The sequence below is a fragment of the Gordonia oleivorans genome (genome assembly GCF_040044975.1).
Classification (GTDB): domain Bacteria; phylum Actinomycetota; class Actinomycetes; order Mycobacteriales; family Mycobacteriaceae; genus Gordonia; species Gordonia oleivorans.
Map to the genome: position 1 here is coordinate 191157 of NZ_JBDZDI010000002.1, position 15939 is coordinate 207095.

Genomic DNA, 15939 nt, shown 5'->3' on the forward strand with positions numbered 1-15939 from the left:
GAAGTAGATGATGCAATCCCCTGATCCCCAGCAGTCCGAGCGTTCCGGTTTCCACCGGGTGCTCCTCAAGCTCGGCGGTGAGATGTTCGGCGGGGGAGAGGTCGGACTGGATCCCGATGTGGTGGCCACCGTCGCCGATCAGATCGCCGAAGTGGTGGAATCCGGGGCGCAGGTGGCCGTCGTCATCGGCGGCGGCAACTTCTTCCGCGGCGCCGAACTGCAGCAGCGCGGCCTGGACCGGGCCCGCTCGGACTACATGGGCATGCTCGGGACCGTCATGAATTGCCTTGCGCTGCAGGACTTCCTGGAGAAGCGCGGGGTCACCACGCGAGTCCAGACGGCCATCACGATGGGTCAGGTCGCCGAGCCGTACCTGCCGTTGCGGGCACAGCGTCACCTCGAGAAGGGCCGGGTCGTCATCTTCGGCGCCGGTATGGGCATGCCGTACTTCTCCACCGACACCACCGCCGCGCAGCGCGCCCTCGAGATCAAGGCCGAGGTGGTGCTGATGGCCAAGGCCGTCGACGGTGTCTACAGCGCCGACCCGAAGGTCGATCCCGACGCGACCCTGTTCCGCGAGATCAGTCACCGCGAGGTCCTCGACCGCGAACTCAAGGTCGCCGACGCGACCGCGTTCAGCCTCTGCATGGACAACAAGATGCCGATCCTGGTGTTCAATCTGCTGGAGCGGGGCAACATCGCCCGGGCGGTGGCCGGTGAACCGATCGGGACACTCGTGAGCACCTGAGCCCCACACACCTTCGCGACCACCCACCACACACCAGAACCAGGGAACTCAACACATGATCGACGACACCTTGCTCGATGCCGAAGAGAAGATGGAGAAGGCCGTTGCCGTCGCCAAGGACGACATGGGCTCCATCCGGACCGGCCGAGCCAATCCGGCGATGTTCAACAAGGTCACCATCGAGTACTACGGCGCCATCACCCCGATCACGCAGGTGGCCGGCATCACCACCCCCGAGGCCCGACTGGTGGTCATCAAGCCCTACGAGGCGTCGACCCTCCGCGACATCGAGACCGCGATCCGCAACTCCGATCTCGGGGTCAACCCGACCAACGACGGTTCGCTGATCCGGGTGTCGATCCCGCAGCTCACCGAGGATCGGCGCAAGGACCTCGTCAAGCAGGCCAAGGGCAAGGGTGAGGACGCGAAGGTCGCCATCCGCAACGTCCGGCGCAAGGCCGTCGACGAGCTCAAGCGCATCCAGAAGGACGGCGAGGCCGGCGAGGACGAGGTCGTGCGGGCCGAGAAGGAAATCGACAAGACCACCGCCGACTACGTTCATCAGGTCGACGAGCTGGTCAAGCACAAGGAGTCCGAACTCCTCGAGGTGTGAGGATCGCGAACCCCTGGTGAGTCGGGACCCGGGGACCCGACGACCTCGAACCCAACACCTCAACCTCGCGACGCACCTCGACTCAACGGAGATGACAGGCGGACACCACAGCAATGCCACACGAATCGTCGGCGCAGCCGTCGGGGACGGACGGATCTTCGGAGGGTCGGGAGGCCGGATCACCTGCGGATCCGTCGGCATCGGCCCCGAAGAAGTCACGCGCCGGTCGGGATCTGCCGGCGGCCATCGGGGTCGGTGTGACCCTGGGTGTCTCCATCATCCTCATCCTGCTGTTCGCACCCATGGTCTGGTACGGCGTCGTCTCGGTGGCCTTCGCGATCGCCACCTGGGAGGTCACCAAACGGCTCCGCGGCGGCGGCTATGACGTCGCGTTCTGGCCGCTGCTGATCGGTGGGCAGGCCATCGTGTGGTCGAGCTGGCCGTGGGGAACGACCGGCATCCTGGTGGCATTCGTCGCGACCGTGCTCGTGCTGATGGTGTGGAAACTGTTGTCGCAGGGCATCACTCACGCGCCGGAAAACTATCTGCGCAACCTCGCCGTGTCGATCCTGGTGCTGGCGTGGCTCCCACTGTTGGCCTCGTTCGGCGTCGTGATGGTCACCCAGGATCACGGGGCCGCCCGCGTCGCCACCCTGATGGTCGTGGTGGTGTGCTCCGACGTGGGCGGCTACGCCGCGGGAGTGCTCTTCGGCAAACATCCGATGGCGCCGGCGATCAGTCCGAAGAAGTCGTGGGAGGGCCTCGTCGGCTCGTTCGTGGTGGGGACCGCGGGCGCGGTCGGATGCGTGATGCTGTTGCTCGACAACGCCTGGTGGGTGGGCGTCATCCTGGGGCCGGTCCTGGTGATCTGTGCGACCCTCGGTGACCTCGTCGAATCGCAGATCAAACGCGATCTCGCGATCAAGGACATGGGAACCCTGCTCCCCGGCCACGGCGGCATCATGGATCGCCTGGACTCGCTGTTGCCGTCGGCGTTCATCGTGTGGGCGGTCCTCACCGCCCTGCTGTAGACGACGCCGCCTCGACGGTCACTTCTTGGCCTCTACTTTTTTGCCTTCTTCAGGGCCCGGCTGAGCTGAATCATCCGGAGTCCGCCGACCAGCGCGACGATCAACGCACCGGCGATGGCGGCGATGAGCAGACTCACGCCCATCGGTAGCGTGACATGCCACGCGAGGAACGTGATCTGCTGCTTGTCGAGATTCTGCAGGATGAAGACCAGGAGCAGGACGGTGATGACGGCCCCGATCACCAGCCCGATGAAGGTGGCGCGGGTCCGCGTGTGCTCGACCTTTTTCACTTGTTTGCGCAGCGCGTCGCGCTCGTCGAGCAGTGCTTGGCTGTCCACATCGGGGGTGGCGGGGTCGGTGGTTCCGGCAGAGCTATCCTGCGCCGCCGGACCGTGCGGATCGGGACTCGTCATGCACCCATCATGACATGCGACAATGGCGTTATGACGTCATTGCCACTCGTGTTCGACGCGCCCAAGCGTGGGCGTCCGCCGACACACTTCGCCGATCTCGACGCGGCGGACCGTGTGGCGGCCCTCGGCGAGATCGGGCTCCCACGATTCCGCGCCGATCAGCTCGCCCGCCAGTACTACGGCCGCCTCAACGGCGACGTCGACGAGATGACCGACCTCCCCGCCGCCGCCCGTGACAAAGTCGGCGCGGCGCTGTTCCCGCAGCTCCTCACCCCGGTCCGGCACATCTCCTGCGACGACGACAGCACCCGCAAGACCCTGTGGCGGCTGCACGACGGCACCCTTCTGGAAAGCGTGCTGATGCGCTATCCCGACCGCAACACGTTGTGTATCTCCAGTCAGGCCGGCTGCGGCATGGCCTGCCCGTTCTGCGCGACCGGGCAGGGCGGCCTCGACCGCAACCTGTCCACCGGCGAGATCGTCGACCAGGTGCGCGCCGCCGCACGGGCGCTGCGCGACGGCGAATTCGGCGAACCGGGCCGACTGTCCAACGTCGTGTTCATGGGAATGGGTGAGCCCCTCGCGAACTACAAGCGCGTGGTCAGCGCGGTCCGCCAGATCACCTCGCCGGCACCCGCCGGGCTGGGGATCTCGGCGCGGTCGGTGACGGTGTCGACGGTCGGTCTGGCGCCGGCCATCCGGCGCCTGGCCGACGAGAAACTGTCGGTCACCCTCGCCGTGTCCCTGCACACCCCCGACGACGAACTACGCGACACCCTGGTCCCGGTGAACAACCGGTGGTCGGTGGCCGAGGTCCTCGACGCCGCGCGGTACTACGCCGACTCGAGCGGTCGTCGCGTGTCGATCGAGTACGCCCTCATCCGGGACGTCAACGACCAGCCGTGGCGCGCCGACATGCTGGGGGAGAAGCTGCACAAGGCGCTCGGTTCACTGGTCCACGTCAATCTCATCCCGCTGAACCCGACCCCGGGCTCGGAGTGGGACGCCAGTCCCAAACCGGTGGAACGGGAGTTCGTGCGACGGGTCCGCGAGCAGGGTGTCTCCTGCACGGTGCGCGACACCCGCGGGCAGGAGATCGCGGCGGCCTGCGGTCAGCTCGCCGCCGAGGAGAAATAGACCTCTCCGGGCCCGGCGACACGACCGGAAGAACGACCAGAGCCCGGCCGGTGATCACCGGCCGGGCTCTGTGACGTCTGGGAGGAGCGGGCTAACTCCACTTCTTCTTGGCGAACATCGCACGCAGGAGGAAGACCGCCAGCACCGCCGCGGAGACGGCCAGCCAGATGTCCTCGACGTGCCCCACGTGATTGCCGAAGAACATGAGCAGCAGCAGGATCACGCTCAGCCAACCGGCGATGTAGAAGGTCTTCGTCGCGGTGCCGTGCCAACCGAACCGCGCCGACGGCGCATCGGCGGGTTCGTGCACCCAACCGGTGTCGATGTCCTCGCTGTGCTCCACATCGGTGCTTGCCACGCCTGGCTCCTCACTGCGGGCGCCGAAGCCCCCGGAGGGATCTTCGACGGTCGGTAGTAGTTCTGCTCTGGGGAAAGCATAGCGGCCCGACCCACACGGCGTCGCACTCCCCACGCCGACGGGTGCCGACGTCGGATCGGTGTAAGAATCTGGCCATGCATCCGCCGTCTCGATCACTCGCCGACCATCGCTCCGAGGACTACCCACGCGACATGGTGGGATACGGTCCGACGCCGCCGGACCCGCAGTGGCCGGGTGGCGCGAAGATCGCGGTGCAGTTCGTCCTCAACTATGAGGAGGGCAGTGAGAACAATGTCCTCGAGAACGATCGCGGCAGCGAGACCTTCCTCTCGGAAATGATTGGCGCCCAATCCTTTCCGAACCGGCACATGAGCATGGAATCGCTGTACGAATACGGGTCGCGGGCCGGCGTGTGGCGCATCCTGCGGACCTTCTCCCGTCGTGGTCTCCCGTTGACGATCTTCGCGGTCGCCCAGGCGATGGCCCGCAACCCGGAGGCGGCCGCGGCCTTCGTCGAACGCGGTGACGAGATCGCCTGCCACGGCTACCGGTGGCTGAGTTATCAGATGGTCGACGAGCATGTCGAGCGTGAACACATGCGCACCGCGATCGACGTCCTGACCGAGATCACCGGGTCGCGGCCGCTCGGCTGGTACACCGGACGCGATTCACCCAACACCCGCTCCCTGGTCGTCGAACAGGGCGGTTTCGTCTACGACTCCGACAGTTACGCAGACGACCTGCCCTACTGGGTGAAGGTTCCGCGCACCGACGGATCGGTCACCGGGGCCGTCGATCACCTGGTGGTGCCCTACACCCTCGACACCAACGACATGCGGTTCGCCTCGCCCGGCGGATTCCCGTCGGGGGAGCAGTTCTTCGCCCATCTCCGCGATGCGTTCGACGTGCTCTACCGCGAAGGTGTCGAGGGATCGCCGAAGATGCTCTCGGTCGGACTGCATTGCCGGCTCGTCGGGCGCCCCGCCCGATTGGCGAGCCTGGAGCGATTCCTCGACCACGTCCAGTCCCACGACGATGTCTGGATCACCCGCCGCATCGACATCGCCGAACACTGGCGCACGGTGCATCCGGCGCCGGGCGGAATCAGCGGCTGAACACCACACACATCCTCGGGTGGGGATGTATGGCCCGGTGGGGCCGTCGGCCACAATGAACGTGTGACGACGCGCGTGCTCATCCTCGGTTCCACCGGATCGATCGGGGTCCAGGCCCTCGACGTGATCACCGAACATCCCGACCGATTCTCGGTGGTCGGGCTCGGCGCCGGGGGCGGCAATCGTGACGTCCTCGCATGTCAGGCGCGAGAGCACGGCGTGCCCGCGACGGCGGTCGCGGTCGCCGATCCAGCGGCGGCGCAGGCACTGCGCGCCGAACTCGGTGACGGCGTCCTCGGCGGCGAGGATGCGATGTGCCGGCTCATCGAGACCGTCGAGGCCGACGTCGTCCTCAATGCCGTCGTCGGGTCGATCGGACTGCGGCCGAGCCTCGCCGCACTCGAATCGGGTGCGCGACTCGCGTTGGCCAACAAGGAATCGCTGGTCGCCGGTGGTGCGCTGGTGTTGCGGGCCGCCGCGCCCGGCCAGATCGTGCCGGTCGACTCCGAGCATTCCGCGATCGCGCAGTGTCTGCGGGCGGGGACCGCGGCCGAGGTGGACCGGCTGGTGCTCACCGCCTCCGGTGGGCCGTTCCGCGGGTGGAGTGCCGCGCAACTCGAGGACGTCACCCCCGAACAGGCCGGGCGGCATCCGACGTGGTCGATGGGGCCGATGATCACCCTCAACTCGGCGACGCTGGTCAACAAGGCCCTCGAGGTGATCGAGGCGCATCTGCTGTTCGACGTGCCCTACGACCGCATCGACGTCACCGTCCACCCCCAGTCGATCGTGCATTCCATGGTGACCTTCGTCGACGGTGCGACCATCGCCAAGGCGTCCCCGCCGTCGATGAAACTGCCCATCGCGCTGGCCCTCGGCTGGCCGGACCGGGTGCCCGGATCGTCGCAGGCCTGCGACTTCTCCACGGCCTCGGCGTGGACCTTCGAACCCGTCGACAACGAGGTGTTCCCGGCGATCGAGCTGGCCCGGCGTGCCGGTAGGGCCGGTGGCAGCCTGACCGCGGTCTACAACGCCGCCAACGAGGCCGCAGCGGCCGGGTTCTTCGCCGGTGAGATCGCCTTTCCCCGCATCGTCGAGGTGATCGGTCGTGTGCTCGACGACGCCGATCAATGGCGTGCGACCCCGGGTACTGTGGACGAGGTCCTCGCCGCAGACACCTGGGCGCGGGCCCGTGCTGCGGAGCTGGTCGCGGCAGGCTGATCGGTAATCAACAGGAGAGTCGGAGAAGTGGTTTTTGCGATCGGGGTGGTGCTGTTCGCCCTCGCGTTGCTCGCGTCGATCGCGTGGCATGAGTGCGGTCACATGTGGGCCGCTCAGCGGACCGGGATGAAGGTCCGACGCTACTTCGTCGGCTTCGGCCCCACCCTGTGGTCGACGCGGCGCGGCGAGACCGAGTACGGCGTGAAGGCCCTGCCGTTCGGCGGGTTCTGCGACATCGCCGGCATGACCCCGCATGAGGAACTGACCGCCGACGAGCGTGAGCGTGCGATGTACCGGCAGAAGCCGTGGAAACGGCTCGTCGTGCTGTTCGCCGGCCCCGCACAGAACTTCATCCTCGGATTCGTCCTGATCGTGATCGCCGGGCTGGTCTGGGGACTTCCCGATCTGTCGCCGCCGGCCACCGGCACCACCGTCGCCAAGATCTCCTGCGTCACCCCGACCATCACGGTCGATGCCGGCAACTCCGCCACCGAGGCGCCCTGCGCGGGCAGTGGTCCGGCCGGTGCGGCGGGACTGCGCACCGGTGACCAGATCGTCGCCGTCAACGGCACACCGGTGGACACCGCTTCGGACCTGACCCCGAAGATCCAGCAGAGTGTCGGTCCGGTCGAACTCACGGTGCGTCGCGACGGCAGCGACTTCACCGCCGTGATGACCCCGCAGCCGGTGACGATCAACACCACCGACAAGGCCGGTGCCACGACCAGCCGAACCATCAACCGGGTCGGGATCACCTTCGAGCAGCCCCCGCTGTGGAAGCACTACAACGCGCTGACGATCCTGCCCGGATCCGCGGTGTTCACCGCCGAACTGGCACATCAGACCTGGAATGCGCTGCTGTCGATGCCGACGAAGGTGCACAACCTGTGGATCGCGGTCACCGGCGGCGAACGCGACCCGGACACCCCGGTCAGCGTGTACGGCGCCACCGTGCTGGGCGGTCAGGCCGCCGAGCGGGGCCTGTGGGACACCTTCCTGCTGCTGCTGATCAGCATCAACTTCTTCCTCGGACTGTTCAACCTCGTCCCGCTATTACCCTTGGATGGTGGACACATGGCCATCGTCGGGTACGAGAAGGGACGTGACACGGTGCGTCGGTGGTTCGGCCGGGCCCCGGGCGGTCCGGTCGACTACTACAAGCTGCTGCCCCTGACCTACGCGGTGGTGGTCGTGATGGCCGGATTCATGGTGCTGACGCTGACCGCCGACATCATCAATCCGATCACCATCCCCAACTGATGGTTGCCCTCCCAGCCCCGCGAGCCCGCCTCGCACCCCTCGACACGCCCGCAGGAGAACGCGATGTCCGCCCCTGACCCGAACTCGTCCGGCCCGATCGCGATCGGCCTCGGCATGCCCGAGGCGCCACCGCCGGTGCTGGCCCCCCGACGCAAGACCCGCCAGATCCAGGTCGGCTCGGTCGGCGTCGGCAGCGATCACCCCATCTCGGTGCAGTCGATGACCACCACCAAGACCCATGACATCAACGCGACGCTGCAGCAGATCGCCGAACTCACGGCGTCGGGCTGCGACATCGTCCGCGTGGCGTGTCCGCGTCAGGAGGACGCCGACGCGCTGCCGATCATCGCCAAGAAGTCCAAGATCCCGGTGATCGCCGACATCCACTTCCAGCCGAAGTACATCTTCGCCGCCATCGACGCCGGATGTGCGGCGGTGCGCGTGAACCCGGGCAACATCAAGGAATTCGACGGCCGGGTCAAGGAGGTCGCCAAGGCCGCCGGGGACGCCGGCATCCCGATCCGCATCGGCGTCAACGCCGGATCGCTGGACAAACGCATCATGCAGAAGTACGGCAAGGCCACCCCGGAGGCGCTGGTCGAGTCGGCGCTGTGGGAGGCGGGCCTGTTCGAGGAACACGGCTTCGGCGACATCAAGATCTCGGTCAAGCACAACGACCCGGTCATCATGGTCGAGGCCTACCGCCAACTCGCGGCGCAATGCGACTACCCGCTGCACCTCGGCGTCACCGAGGCCGGTCCCGCATTCCAGGGCACCATCAAGTCCGCGGTCGCGTTCGGGGCGCTGCTGAGCCAGGGCATCGGCGACACCATCCGGGTGTCGCTGTCGGCGCCGCCCGCCGAGGAGATCAAGGTCGGCGATCAGATCCTGCAGTCGCTCAACCTGCGTCCCCGCAAGCTGGAGATCGTCTCCTGCCCGTCGTGCGGGCGCGCCCAGGTCGACGTCTACAAGCTCGCCGACGCGGTGACCGCCGGGCTCGAGGGCATGGAGGTACCCCTGCGGGTGGCGGTGATGGGCTGCGTCGTCAACGGTCCGGGCGAGGCACGCGAAGCCGACCTGGGCGTGGCGTCGGGCAACGGCAAGGGTCAGATCTTCGTCAAGGGGGAGGTCATCAAGACCGTCCCCGAGGCCGACATCGTCGAGACACTGATCGAAGAAGCGCTGCGAATTGCCGAGGAATCAGGGGACACTGGTGAGGGCGCGCCGGTCGGGCCGCCGGTCGTGACCGTCTCGTAGGGTCGCGCAGGGCTACGGGAGCGAAGGAGCAGCGGTGCTGAAGCTGCTGGGCGACAAGCCGCTCGGAGCGCGGGACGCACCCGCGGTCAGTCGTGTCCTCAACTCCGACCCGGTCGCGAACTGCATGGTCGCCGCGCGCTTCGAGTCCCACGGCATCGAACCCCGGATGCTCGGCGGGGAGATGTGGTCGGCCGGTCATCCCGAATCGTCGCTGTGCTTCTCCGGTGCCAACCTCATCCCGATCCGGGGATCGCTGGCCGACATGGCGTACTTCGCCGACCGTGCGACGTCGGGGGCCCGCGTCTGCTCCTCGATCGTCGGGGACACCGATCTGGCGTTGACCCTGTGGGAGAACATCACACCGGTCTGGGGGCCGGCCCGTGAGGTCCGTCCCACCCAACCGCTGATGGCGCTGTACGGCCCGCCCGCCGTCGAACCCGACCCCGCGGTCCGGCTGGTCACCCCCGAGGATCTCGACGCCTATCTGCCGGCGGCCGTCGACATGTTCATCGGCGAGGTCGGTGTGGATCCGTGTGCCGGCGACGGTGGCCGGTCCTATCGCCGTCGTCTCGCGTCGCTGATCGCGGCGCGCCGGGTGTTCGCGCGCTTCGACGACGGTGAGGTCGTGTTCAAGGCCGAGATCGGGTCGATGTCACGGGCGGTCGGCCAGATCCAGGGAGTCTGGGTGGACCCGCAGATGCGTGGGCGCGGGTACGGCGCCGCCGGCACCGCCGCCGTGGCCGCCGCGGTCGCCGCCTACGGACGCATTCCCAGCCTCTACGTCAACAGCTTCAATCTGCCGGCCCAGGCCGTCTACCACCGCGTCGGGTTCACCCAGGTGGGCACGTTCGCCACGGTGCTCATCGACTGAGCGCGGTCGGCACATCGTTGGGCCGAGAAGATCGCAGAGTCACAGGCTTGCGCGCCGCGTGGCTCCCGGATTCCCGGTGCACTCGCCCCTAGGATCGGCTGCGATGGAGTTCCCCACGCGCAGAGCGGCCTTGATCCTGGCCATGCTGATCAGCGCTGTGCTCGTCGTCGGCGCGGCGACGGCCTGCAGTTCGGCCGACGACGGGCCGCGTGGTGCCGTCGACGACTTCCTGTCCGCCTACAGTCGCGGCGACATCGCCGGCGCCGCCGCACAGACCGACAATCCGCAGGCATCGGCGGCCGCGCTGCGATCGGCGTGGGATGGGCTGGCCGCCGAGTCGGTGACCGGACGGACCGGCCGGGCCGACGTCACGCAGGACACCGCCGACATCGACGTCGCCTACACGTGGCGGCTGGGCGGTGCGCGGGAATGGCGCTACGACGCGACCATCAAGGTGGTGCGGTCGGACTCACGCGGCTGGCAGGTGCGCTGGACCTCCACCGACATCCACCCGAACCTCGGCGCCGATCAACGGCTCGTCCTGCGCACCACCGCCGCGCCGCGGGCCACCGTGAACGAGGCCGACGGTTCGGAGGTGATGGTCAACGGCACCGTCATCGGCATCAACTTCGACGCCAAAGCCGCAGCGGCCCAAGGGTCCGTCGGTGATTCGGTGACCCGCCTCGTCGACGTGCTGGCACCCATCGACCCGACCCTCAACGCGCAGAAGATCGCCGAGGAATCGACCGCCGACGACGGGCAGTACCCGATCACCCGCCTGTCGACGGCCGACTTCGACCGGTTGCGTGACCAGTTGGCGATCCCCGGCGTGGTCCACAACGAGCAGGCCGAACTGGTCCCCACCAACCCCGCCTTCGCGCCGGCACTCCTGACCGGGGTGCGCAGCGTCGTCGACGGCGAACTCGCCGGGCGGTCCGGCTGGCAGATCGTCACCGTCAACCCGAACGGCCTGGACGCCGACACCCTCACCGACCATGCGGCCGAGCCGGCGCCCGCGGTGTCGCTGAGTCTGTCCCGTCAGGTGCAGGACGCGGCGCAACGAGCGGTCAACGCCACCAACGCCTTCCAGATCGCCATGGTCGTCATCCAGCCGTCGTCCGGCCGTATCCTGGCGGTCGCGCAGAACCCGGCCGCCGATGCCCACGGACCGATCGCGACCACCGGCCTGTACCCGCCGGGCTCCACCTTCAAGATGGTGACCTCGGCGGCGGCGTTCAATGCCGGGATGGTGCACCCGGATTCGACGGTGGGGTGCCCCGGCGAGGTGACCATCGGGCCGCGCACCATCCCCAACTACGACCGGTTCGCGTTGGGACCGGTCAGTCTGCTGCGCGCCTTCGCGCAATCGTGTAACACCACCTTCGCCAAACTCGCGAGCGAGATGGGGCCGTCGGATCTGCCGCATGCGGCCGCCGCGATGGGTATCGGCCGCAACTACGACATCCCCGGCCTGGCCACGGCCACCGGGTCGGTACCGATCGAGAGCGATCTGGTGGCGCGGACCGAGGACGGCTTCGGGCAGGGCCGGGACCTGGTCAGCCCGTTCGGCATGGCGCTCGTCGCGGCGACCGTCGCCAACAACGGCACACTGCCCGTCCCGCAACTGATCCTGGGCCGCACCACACAGGTGAGCGGGCCGTCGGCGGAACTCAATCCCGACGTCGTGGGCCAATTGCGGCCGATGATGCGCGAGGTCGTGGTCTCCGGCACCGGAACCGCCATCGCCGGGCAGGGTGAGGTGTACGGCAAGACCGGTGAGGCGGAGTTCGACGGTGGGTCGCACGCCTGGTTCGCCGGCTACCGCGGAGATCTCGCATTCGCGACTCTCGTTGTGCGCGGCGGTGATTCGAACAACGCCGTGGGCGTCACCCGCGACTTCTTCTCGTTCCTGCCGGCCGGTTTCGGAGTCTGATCACAGCGTTCACCTGCGACGCGGTATGACGATCAGCCGGCCGTCGCGTTCGAAGATCTCGACCGGGTGATCGTAGGTCTCCGACAGCAATTCGGTGGTCATCACCGCACGGGTCGGGCCGAAGGCGAGAAGGTGACCGTCCTTCATCACCGCCACCTTGTCGGCGTAGGCGGCCGCGAGTGTCAGGTCGTGGACCACGAGGAGGACCGCGGCGCCGGAATCCCGGTGCTCGCAGAGGATGTCGAGGACCTGCTCCTGATGCCGGATGTCGAGGGGGGCGGTGGGCTCGTCGAGCATCATCACCGGGGTGTCCTGCGCGATCGCCCGGGCCAGCGACACCCGCGCCTGCTGACCGCCGGACAGCTGCGGAAACGGCCGCGCCACGATGTCGGACAGGTCGCACCGGGCGATCGCGTCGGCGATCACGGCGGGGGAGTCGGCCGCGCGTGGGGTGCGCAGCCACGGGAAACGCCCCATCTCCACGACCTCCCCGACGGTGAACGGGGTGTCGACGCGGTTGTGCTGGGTGACCATCGAGCGGCGGCGCGCGAGATCACGATGGGAGGTGTGGGCGACGTCGTGACCGTCGATGAACACCTGCCCGCGTCGGGGGCGGCGTACTCCCGACAGCACCGACAGCAGGGTGGACTTGCCGCAGCCGTTGGGGCCCACCAGTGCGACGAGCTCGCCGGGACGCACCGACAGCGACACCCCGGACACCACGTCGCGGCCACCGAGTTCGACGACGATGTCGGTGGCATCGATCCCGGCGTGGGTGTCGGCCATCGTCACCACCCGGCCCCGGCGTGGCGGCTGCGGCGCAGCAGGATGAAGAACACCGGGCCACCCACCAGTGAGGTGAACACGCCCAGCGGCAGGTCGGCCCCGCCCAGGACGGTGCGTGAGGCCAGGTCGGCCGCTGCGAGGACCAGTGCGCCGCCGATCACGCTCGCCGGCAACAGCACCGCGTGACGCGGGCCGACGATCAGGCGCATCACATGCGGCACCACGAGACCGACGAACATCACGATGCCGGTGAAGGCGACCGCGGCGGCGGTGAGAATCGCGACGAGGACGACGACCTGTCGGCGGACGGTCTCGACGTTCACACCCAGCGACGCGGCCTGGATCTCGCCGAGCGCGAGCAGGTCGAGCTTGTGCACCAGCAGCATCGCCGCGGCCACGCCCGCGACCACCAGGGGCAGCGTCACCCACACCGCGTTCCAATTCGCCCCGGCGAGAGAACCCAACTGCCAGAACACGATCTGTTCGCGGGCGGCGGTGGTGGCGATGAAGGTGAGGTAGGAGATGATGCCCAGGGCGAACGCGTTGATCGCAATGCCGGTGAGCACCAACATGATCGCCGACGACGACCCGTCCCGCAGGGACAGCACGTACACCGCGGCGGTGGTGATCAACGCCGCCACGAAGGCCGCCCCGGCCAGCGCCCAGCCGTTCACACCGACCCCACCGATCACGATCATCAGGCAGGCACCGACCGCCGCTCCTGACGACACCCCGATCACGCCGGGTTCGGCCAGCGGGTTGGCCAACACCCCCTGTAGCAGGCATCCGCCCGCTCCGAGCGCGGCGCCGACGATGAGGCCCAACACGATTCGTGGGAATCGCACCACCCACAGCGCGTGTTCACCCTGCGGATGCGACGGCAGCGATCCGATGTTCAGGCCGAAATGGTGGGCGATGCTGCCGAGTACCTCGCTCGGCGCCACCGGAATCTGACCGATGGCGGCCGACGCGACGACGACGACGATCGTCGCCACGATCAGTGTCGCGATGACCACCGGTGCCGAGACGCGTCCGGCCGCCCGCGCCCCCGGACGCGACGTCGACGGTGACTCCGTGGGTGTGCTCATGTGTAGATCGCGTGGGACAGTGCGCCGAGGACCCTCCCGACGTCGGGTCCGAAGGCGAGGATCTCGGTCTCGTCCATCTGCACCACGCGGCGTGCCCGCCCGGCATCGGTGTCGGCGACGCCGGGCAGTGCCAGGACACCGTCGAGTCCACCCACCGAGTCCGCGCCCTGGGTCATCACCAGGACGACGTCGGGGTTGGCGCGCAGCAGCGCCTCCGGGGTGATGGCGGTGAAGGCCGCGCTCAGCCCCGCCGCGGTGCCGGCGTCCTTGCCGCCGAGGGCCTCGATGAGATCGTCGGCGCCGGAGTTCGGGCCGGCCAGCAACACGAGGTTCGGTCCGCGGATGTACAGGAACGCCATCGTGGGGTCACCGGACGGGTCGGGGATCGTTGCCTGCGCGTCGGCGATCTGCGCCTGGGTTCGTGCCACCAGGGCGTCGCCCGCGGGCGTCACGCCGAGTGCGGCCGCCACGGCCCGGATGAGATCGGGTGTGGTGGACACCGACCGCGTGTCGGTGAACGCCACCACCGGGATCTGCGAGGCCCGCAGGGCGTCGACGGCCTGTGGCGGGGTGGTCGTCTTGTCGACGAGGACCACCGACGGGTTCAGCGCCAGCACGGCCTCGGCGTTGAGCTGGTGCCCGTTGCCGGTGACCACCGGCAGGTCGGCCGCCGACGGGAACGTCGTCGACTGATCGCGTCCGACGACGCGGGAGCCCAGGCCCAGGGAGAACACGATGTTGCTCAGGGTGCCGTTGCGGTCGATCGCGATGATCCGGCTGGTGTCGGTGACGGTGACGGTACCGCCGGATGCCGACTCGACGGTCGCCGGCAGGGTGATCGTCGGATTCGTGGTCACCGGCACGACGTCCGCGTCGGGCAGGGTGGCCGTTTGCGGACCGCTGCGCAGGTGCGCCGCCGCATCCGAAGGCGAGGCCTGATCGATCGGCGCGGTGCTGCACCCGGTGATCAGCATCAGAGTGGCGGCCAGTGCCACCAGCGTGGCGAGAACCGCGGGCCGCCCCGACGGTCGGTGATACCGAGCCCGCTTCCCGGCCGCGTCGCCGCCCATGACGGACGCGGCCGTCTCCATCTGTTGCACAGGCTCACCTTAATCACGGATGCTGAGAGGTCGGCGATGCACCTCCGGCCGGTCCGGGGCACTCATCGGCGTTCACTAAGCTGGGGCCATGACCGTTCGTGCCCCGCTCCAGCCCGGAGAACTCTCACCCATCCGCCAGGTGCCCGACTCGATCGCACGGCCGGAGTATGTCTGGAAGGACAAGGTCAACGAGGGACACGAGCCCTGGGTGCAGACCCCCGAGGTGATTGAGAAGGTCCGGGTGGCCAGCAAGATCGCCGCGAACGCCCTCGCCGAGGCCGGCAAGGCCGTCGCCCCCGGAGTGACCACCGACGAACTCGACCGCATCGCGCACGAGTACATGATCGACCACGGCGCCTACCCGTCGACGTTGGGCTACAAGGACTTTCCGAAATCCTGCTGCACCTCGCTGAACGAGGTGATCTGCCACGGCATCCCGGATTCGACCGTCATCGCCGACGGCGACATCGTCAACATCGACGTCACCGCCTACATCGACGGGGCCCACGGCGACACCAACGCCACCTTCCTCGCCGGCGACGTGTCGCAGGAGGCACGCGATCTCGTCGAGCGCACCCGCATCGCCACCGAACGCGCCATCAAGGCGGTCAAACCGGGACGTGAACTCAACGTGATCGGCCGCGTCATCGAGGCCTACGCCAACCGATTCGGCTACACCGTGGTCCGCGACTTCACCGGCCACGGCATCGGCGAGACCTTCCACAACGGACTCGTCGTCCTGCACTACGACCAGCCCAACGTCGACACCATCATCGAACCCGGCATGGTGTTCACCATCGAACCGATGATCAATCTCGGTGGGCTGCCGTGGGAGATGTGGGACGACGGGTGGACCGTGGTGACCGTCGACCGCAAGTGGACGGCCCAGTTCGAGCACACGCTCGTCGTCACCGACACGGGCGCGGAGATCCTCACGGTGCCCGACGCCTGACCGGGCCCGACGCCTGACCGGGCCCGACGCCCGAC

The 15939-nt window shown here is 68.2% G+C and carries 16 protein-coding genes; 11 read left to right on the plus strand and 5 right to left on the minus strand.

What is annotated here, in order from left to right; translation table 11 throughout:
• The first annotated feature begins 7 nt into the window (after positions 1-7).
• The 3 genes from pyrH (at position 8) to ABLE92_RS04360 (ending at position 2392) form a co-directional block, all read left to right on the plus strand.
• Complete coding sequence (gene pyrH, locus ABLE92_RS04350) at positions 8-748, plus strand: UMP kinase (protein ID WP_348803418.1); 741 nt, start codon at positions 8-10, stop codon at positions 746-748.
• A 55-nt stretch (positions 749-803) separates the two neighbouring features.
• Positions 804-1361: a ribosome recycling factor gene (frr, locus tag ABLE92_RS04355; protein WP_348803420.1), complete on the plus strand. Its 558-nt coding sequence runs from the start codon at positions 804-806 to the stop codon at positions 1359-1361.
• A 113-nt stretch (positions 1362-1474) separates the two neighbouring features.
• Positions 1475-2392 (plus strand): phosphatidate cytidylyltransferase, encoded by a 918-nt coding sequence (locus tag ABLE92_RS04360; protein WP_348803421.1) that lies wholly within the window; start codon positions 1475-1477, stop codon positions 2390-2392.
• A 32-nt stretch (positions 2393-2424) separates the two neighbouring features.
• Here the strand turns inward: ABLE92_RS04360 and ABLE92_RS04365 are convergent, their stop codons facing one another.
• Complete coding sequence (locus tag ABLE92_RS04365) at positions 2425-2805, minus strand: LapA family protein (protein WP_348803422.1); 381 nt, start codon at positions 2803-2805, stop codon at positions 2425-2427.
• Between the two features lie 30 nt (positions 2806-2835).
• On the opposite strand from ABLE92_RS04365, the gene rlmN reads away from it, so the two are divergent.
• The gene (gene rlmN / locus ABLE92_RS04370; RefSeq protein ID WP_348803424.1) at positions 2836-3942 is read left to right on the plus strand and encodes a dual-specificity RNA methyltransferase RlmN; all 1107 of its coding nucleotides are present in this window, start codon (positions 2836-2838) and stop codon (positions 3940-3942) included.
• 91 nt (positions 3943-4033) lie between these two features.
• On the opposite strand, the gene ABLE92_RS04375 is transcribed toward rlmN, so the two are convergent.
• Positions 4034-4300, minus strand: a complete 267-nt coding sequence (locus ABLE92_RS04375) for a DUF2631 domain-containing protein (RefSeq protein WP_348803426.1) — start codon at positions 4298-4300, stop codon at positions 4034-4036.
• A 155-nt stretch (positions 4301-4455) separates the two neighbouring features.
• Here ABLE92_RS04375 and puuE point away from each other — a divergent pair, with 155 nt between their 5' ends.
• From puuE to ABLE92_RS04405, 6 genes are all read left to right on the plus strand, one after another.
• Positions 4456-5436 (plus strand): allantoinase PuuE, encoded by a 981-nt coding sequence (gene puuE / locus ABLE92_RS04380; RefSeq protein ID WP_348803427.1) that lies wholly within the window; start codon positions 4456-4458, stop codon positions 5434-5436.
• 63 nt (positions 5437-5499) lie between these two features.
• Positions 5500-6657: a 1-deoxy-D-xylulose-5-phosphate reductoisomerase gene (gene dxr, locus ABLE92_RS04385; protein WP_348803429.1), complete on the plus strand. Its 1158-nt coding sequence runs from the start codon at positions 5500-5502 to the stop codon at positions 6655-6657.
• A gap of 27 nt (positions 6658-6684) precedes the next feature.
• Positions 6685-7917, plus strand: a complete 1233-nt coding sequence (locus ABLE92_RS04390; protein WP_348803431.1) for a M50 family metallopeptidase — start codon at positions 6685-6687, stop codon at positions 7915-7917.
• A gap of 63 nt (positions 7918-7980) precedes the next feature.
• The gene (gene ispG, locus ABLE92_RS04395) at positions 7981-9174 is read left to right on the plus strand and encodes a flavodoxin-dependent (E)-4-hydroxy-3-methylbut-2-enyl-diphosphate synthase (protein WP_348803433.1); all 1194 of its coding nucleotides are present in this window, start codon (positions 7981-7983) and stop codon (positions 9172-9174) included.
• 34 nt (positions 9175-9208) lie between these two features.
• Positions 9209-10045 (plus strand): GNAT family N-acetyltransferase, encoded by an 837-nt coding sequence (locus tag ABLE92_RS04400; RefSeq protein WP_348803434.1) that lies wholly within the window; start codon positions 9209-9211, stop codon positions 10043-10045.
• Positions 10046-10148: 103 nt separating this feature from the next.
• On the plus strand, positions 10149-11978 hold the full coding sequence (locus ABLE92_RS04405) for a penicillin-binding transpeptidase domain-containing protein (RefSeq protein WP_348803436.1): 1830 nt from the start codon (positions 10149-10151) through the stop codon (positions 11976-11978).
• A gap of 9 nt (positions 11979-11987) precedes the next feature.
• Here ABLE92_RS04405 and ABLE92_RS04410 read toward each other — a convergent pair whose 3' ends face one another.
• The 3 genes from ABLE92_RS04410 to ABLE92_RS04420 are packed head-to-tail and all read right to left on the minus strand — an operon-like array spanning position 11988 to position 14826.
• Positions 11988-12764 (minus strand): heme ABC transporter ATP-binding protein, encoded by a 777-nt coding sequence (locus ABLE92_RS04410; protein ID WP_348803438.1) that lies wholly within the window; start codon positions 12762-12764, stop codon positions 11988-11990.
• 2 nt (positions 12765-12766) lie between these two features.
• Positions 12767-13852 carry a FecCD family ABC transporter permease gene (locus ABLE92_RS04415; protein ID WP_348803440.1) on the minus strand — a complete coding sequence of 362 codons (1086 nt, stop codon included), beginning with the start codon at positions 13850-13852 and terminating at the stop codon, positions 12767-12769.
• Positions 13849-14826: a heme/hemin ABC transporter substrate-binding protein gene (locus ABLE92_RS04420; protein ID WP_348803905.1), complete on the minus strand. Its 978-nt coding sequence runs from the start codon at positions 14824-14826 to the stop codon at positions 13849-13851. The genes ABLE92_RS04415 and ABLE92_RS04420 overlap by 4 nt, the downstream gene beginning before the upstream one ends.
• Positions 14827-15040: 214 nt before the next feature.
• Between ABLE92_RS04420 and map the strand changes: the two genes are divergently transcribed.
• Positions 15041-15904: a type I methionyl aminopeptidase gene (map, locus tag ABLE92_RS04425; protein ID WP_348803441.1), complete on the plus strand. Its 864-nt coding sequence runs from the start codon at positions 15041-15043 to the stop codon at positions 15902-15904.
• Positions 15905-15939 lie beyond the last annotated feature (35 nt).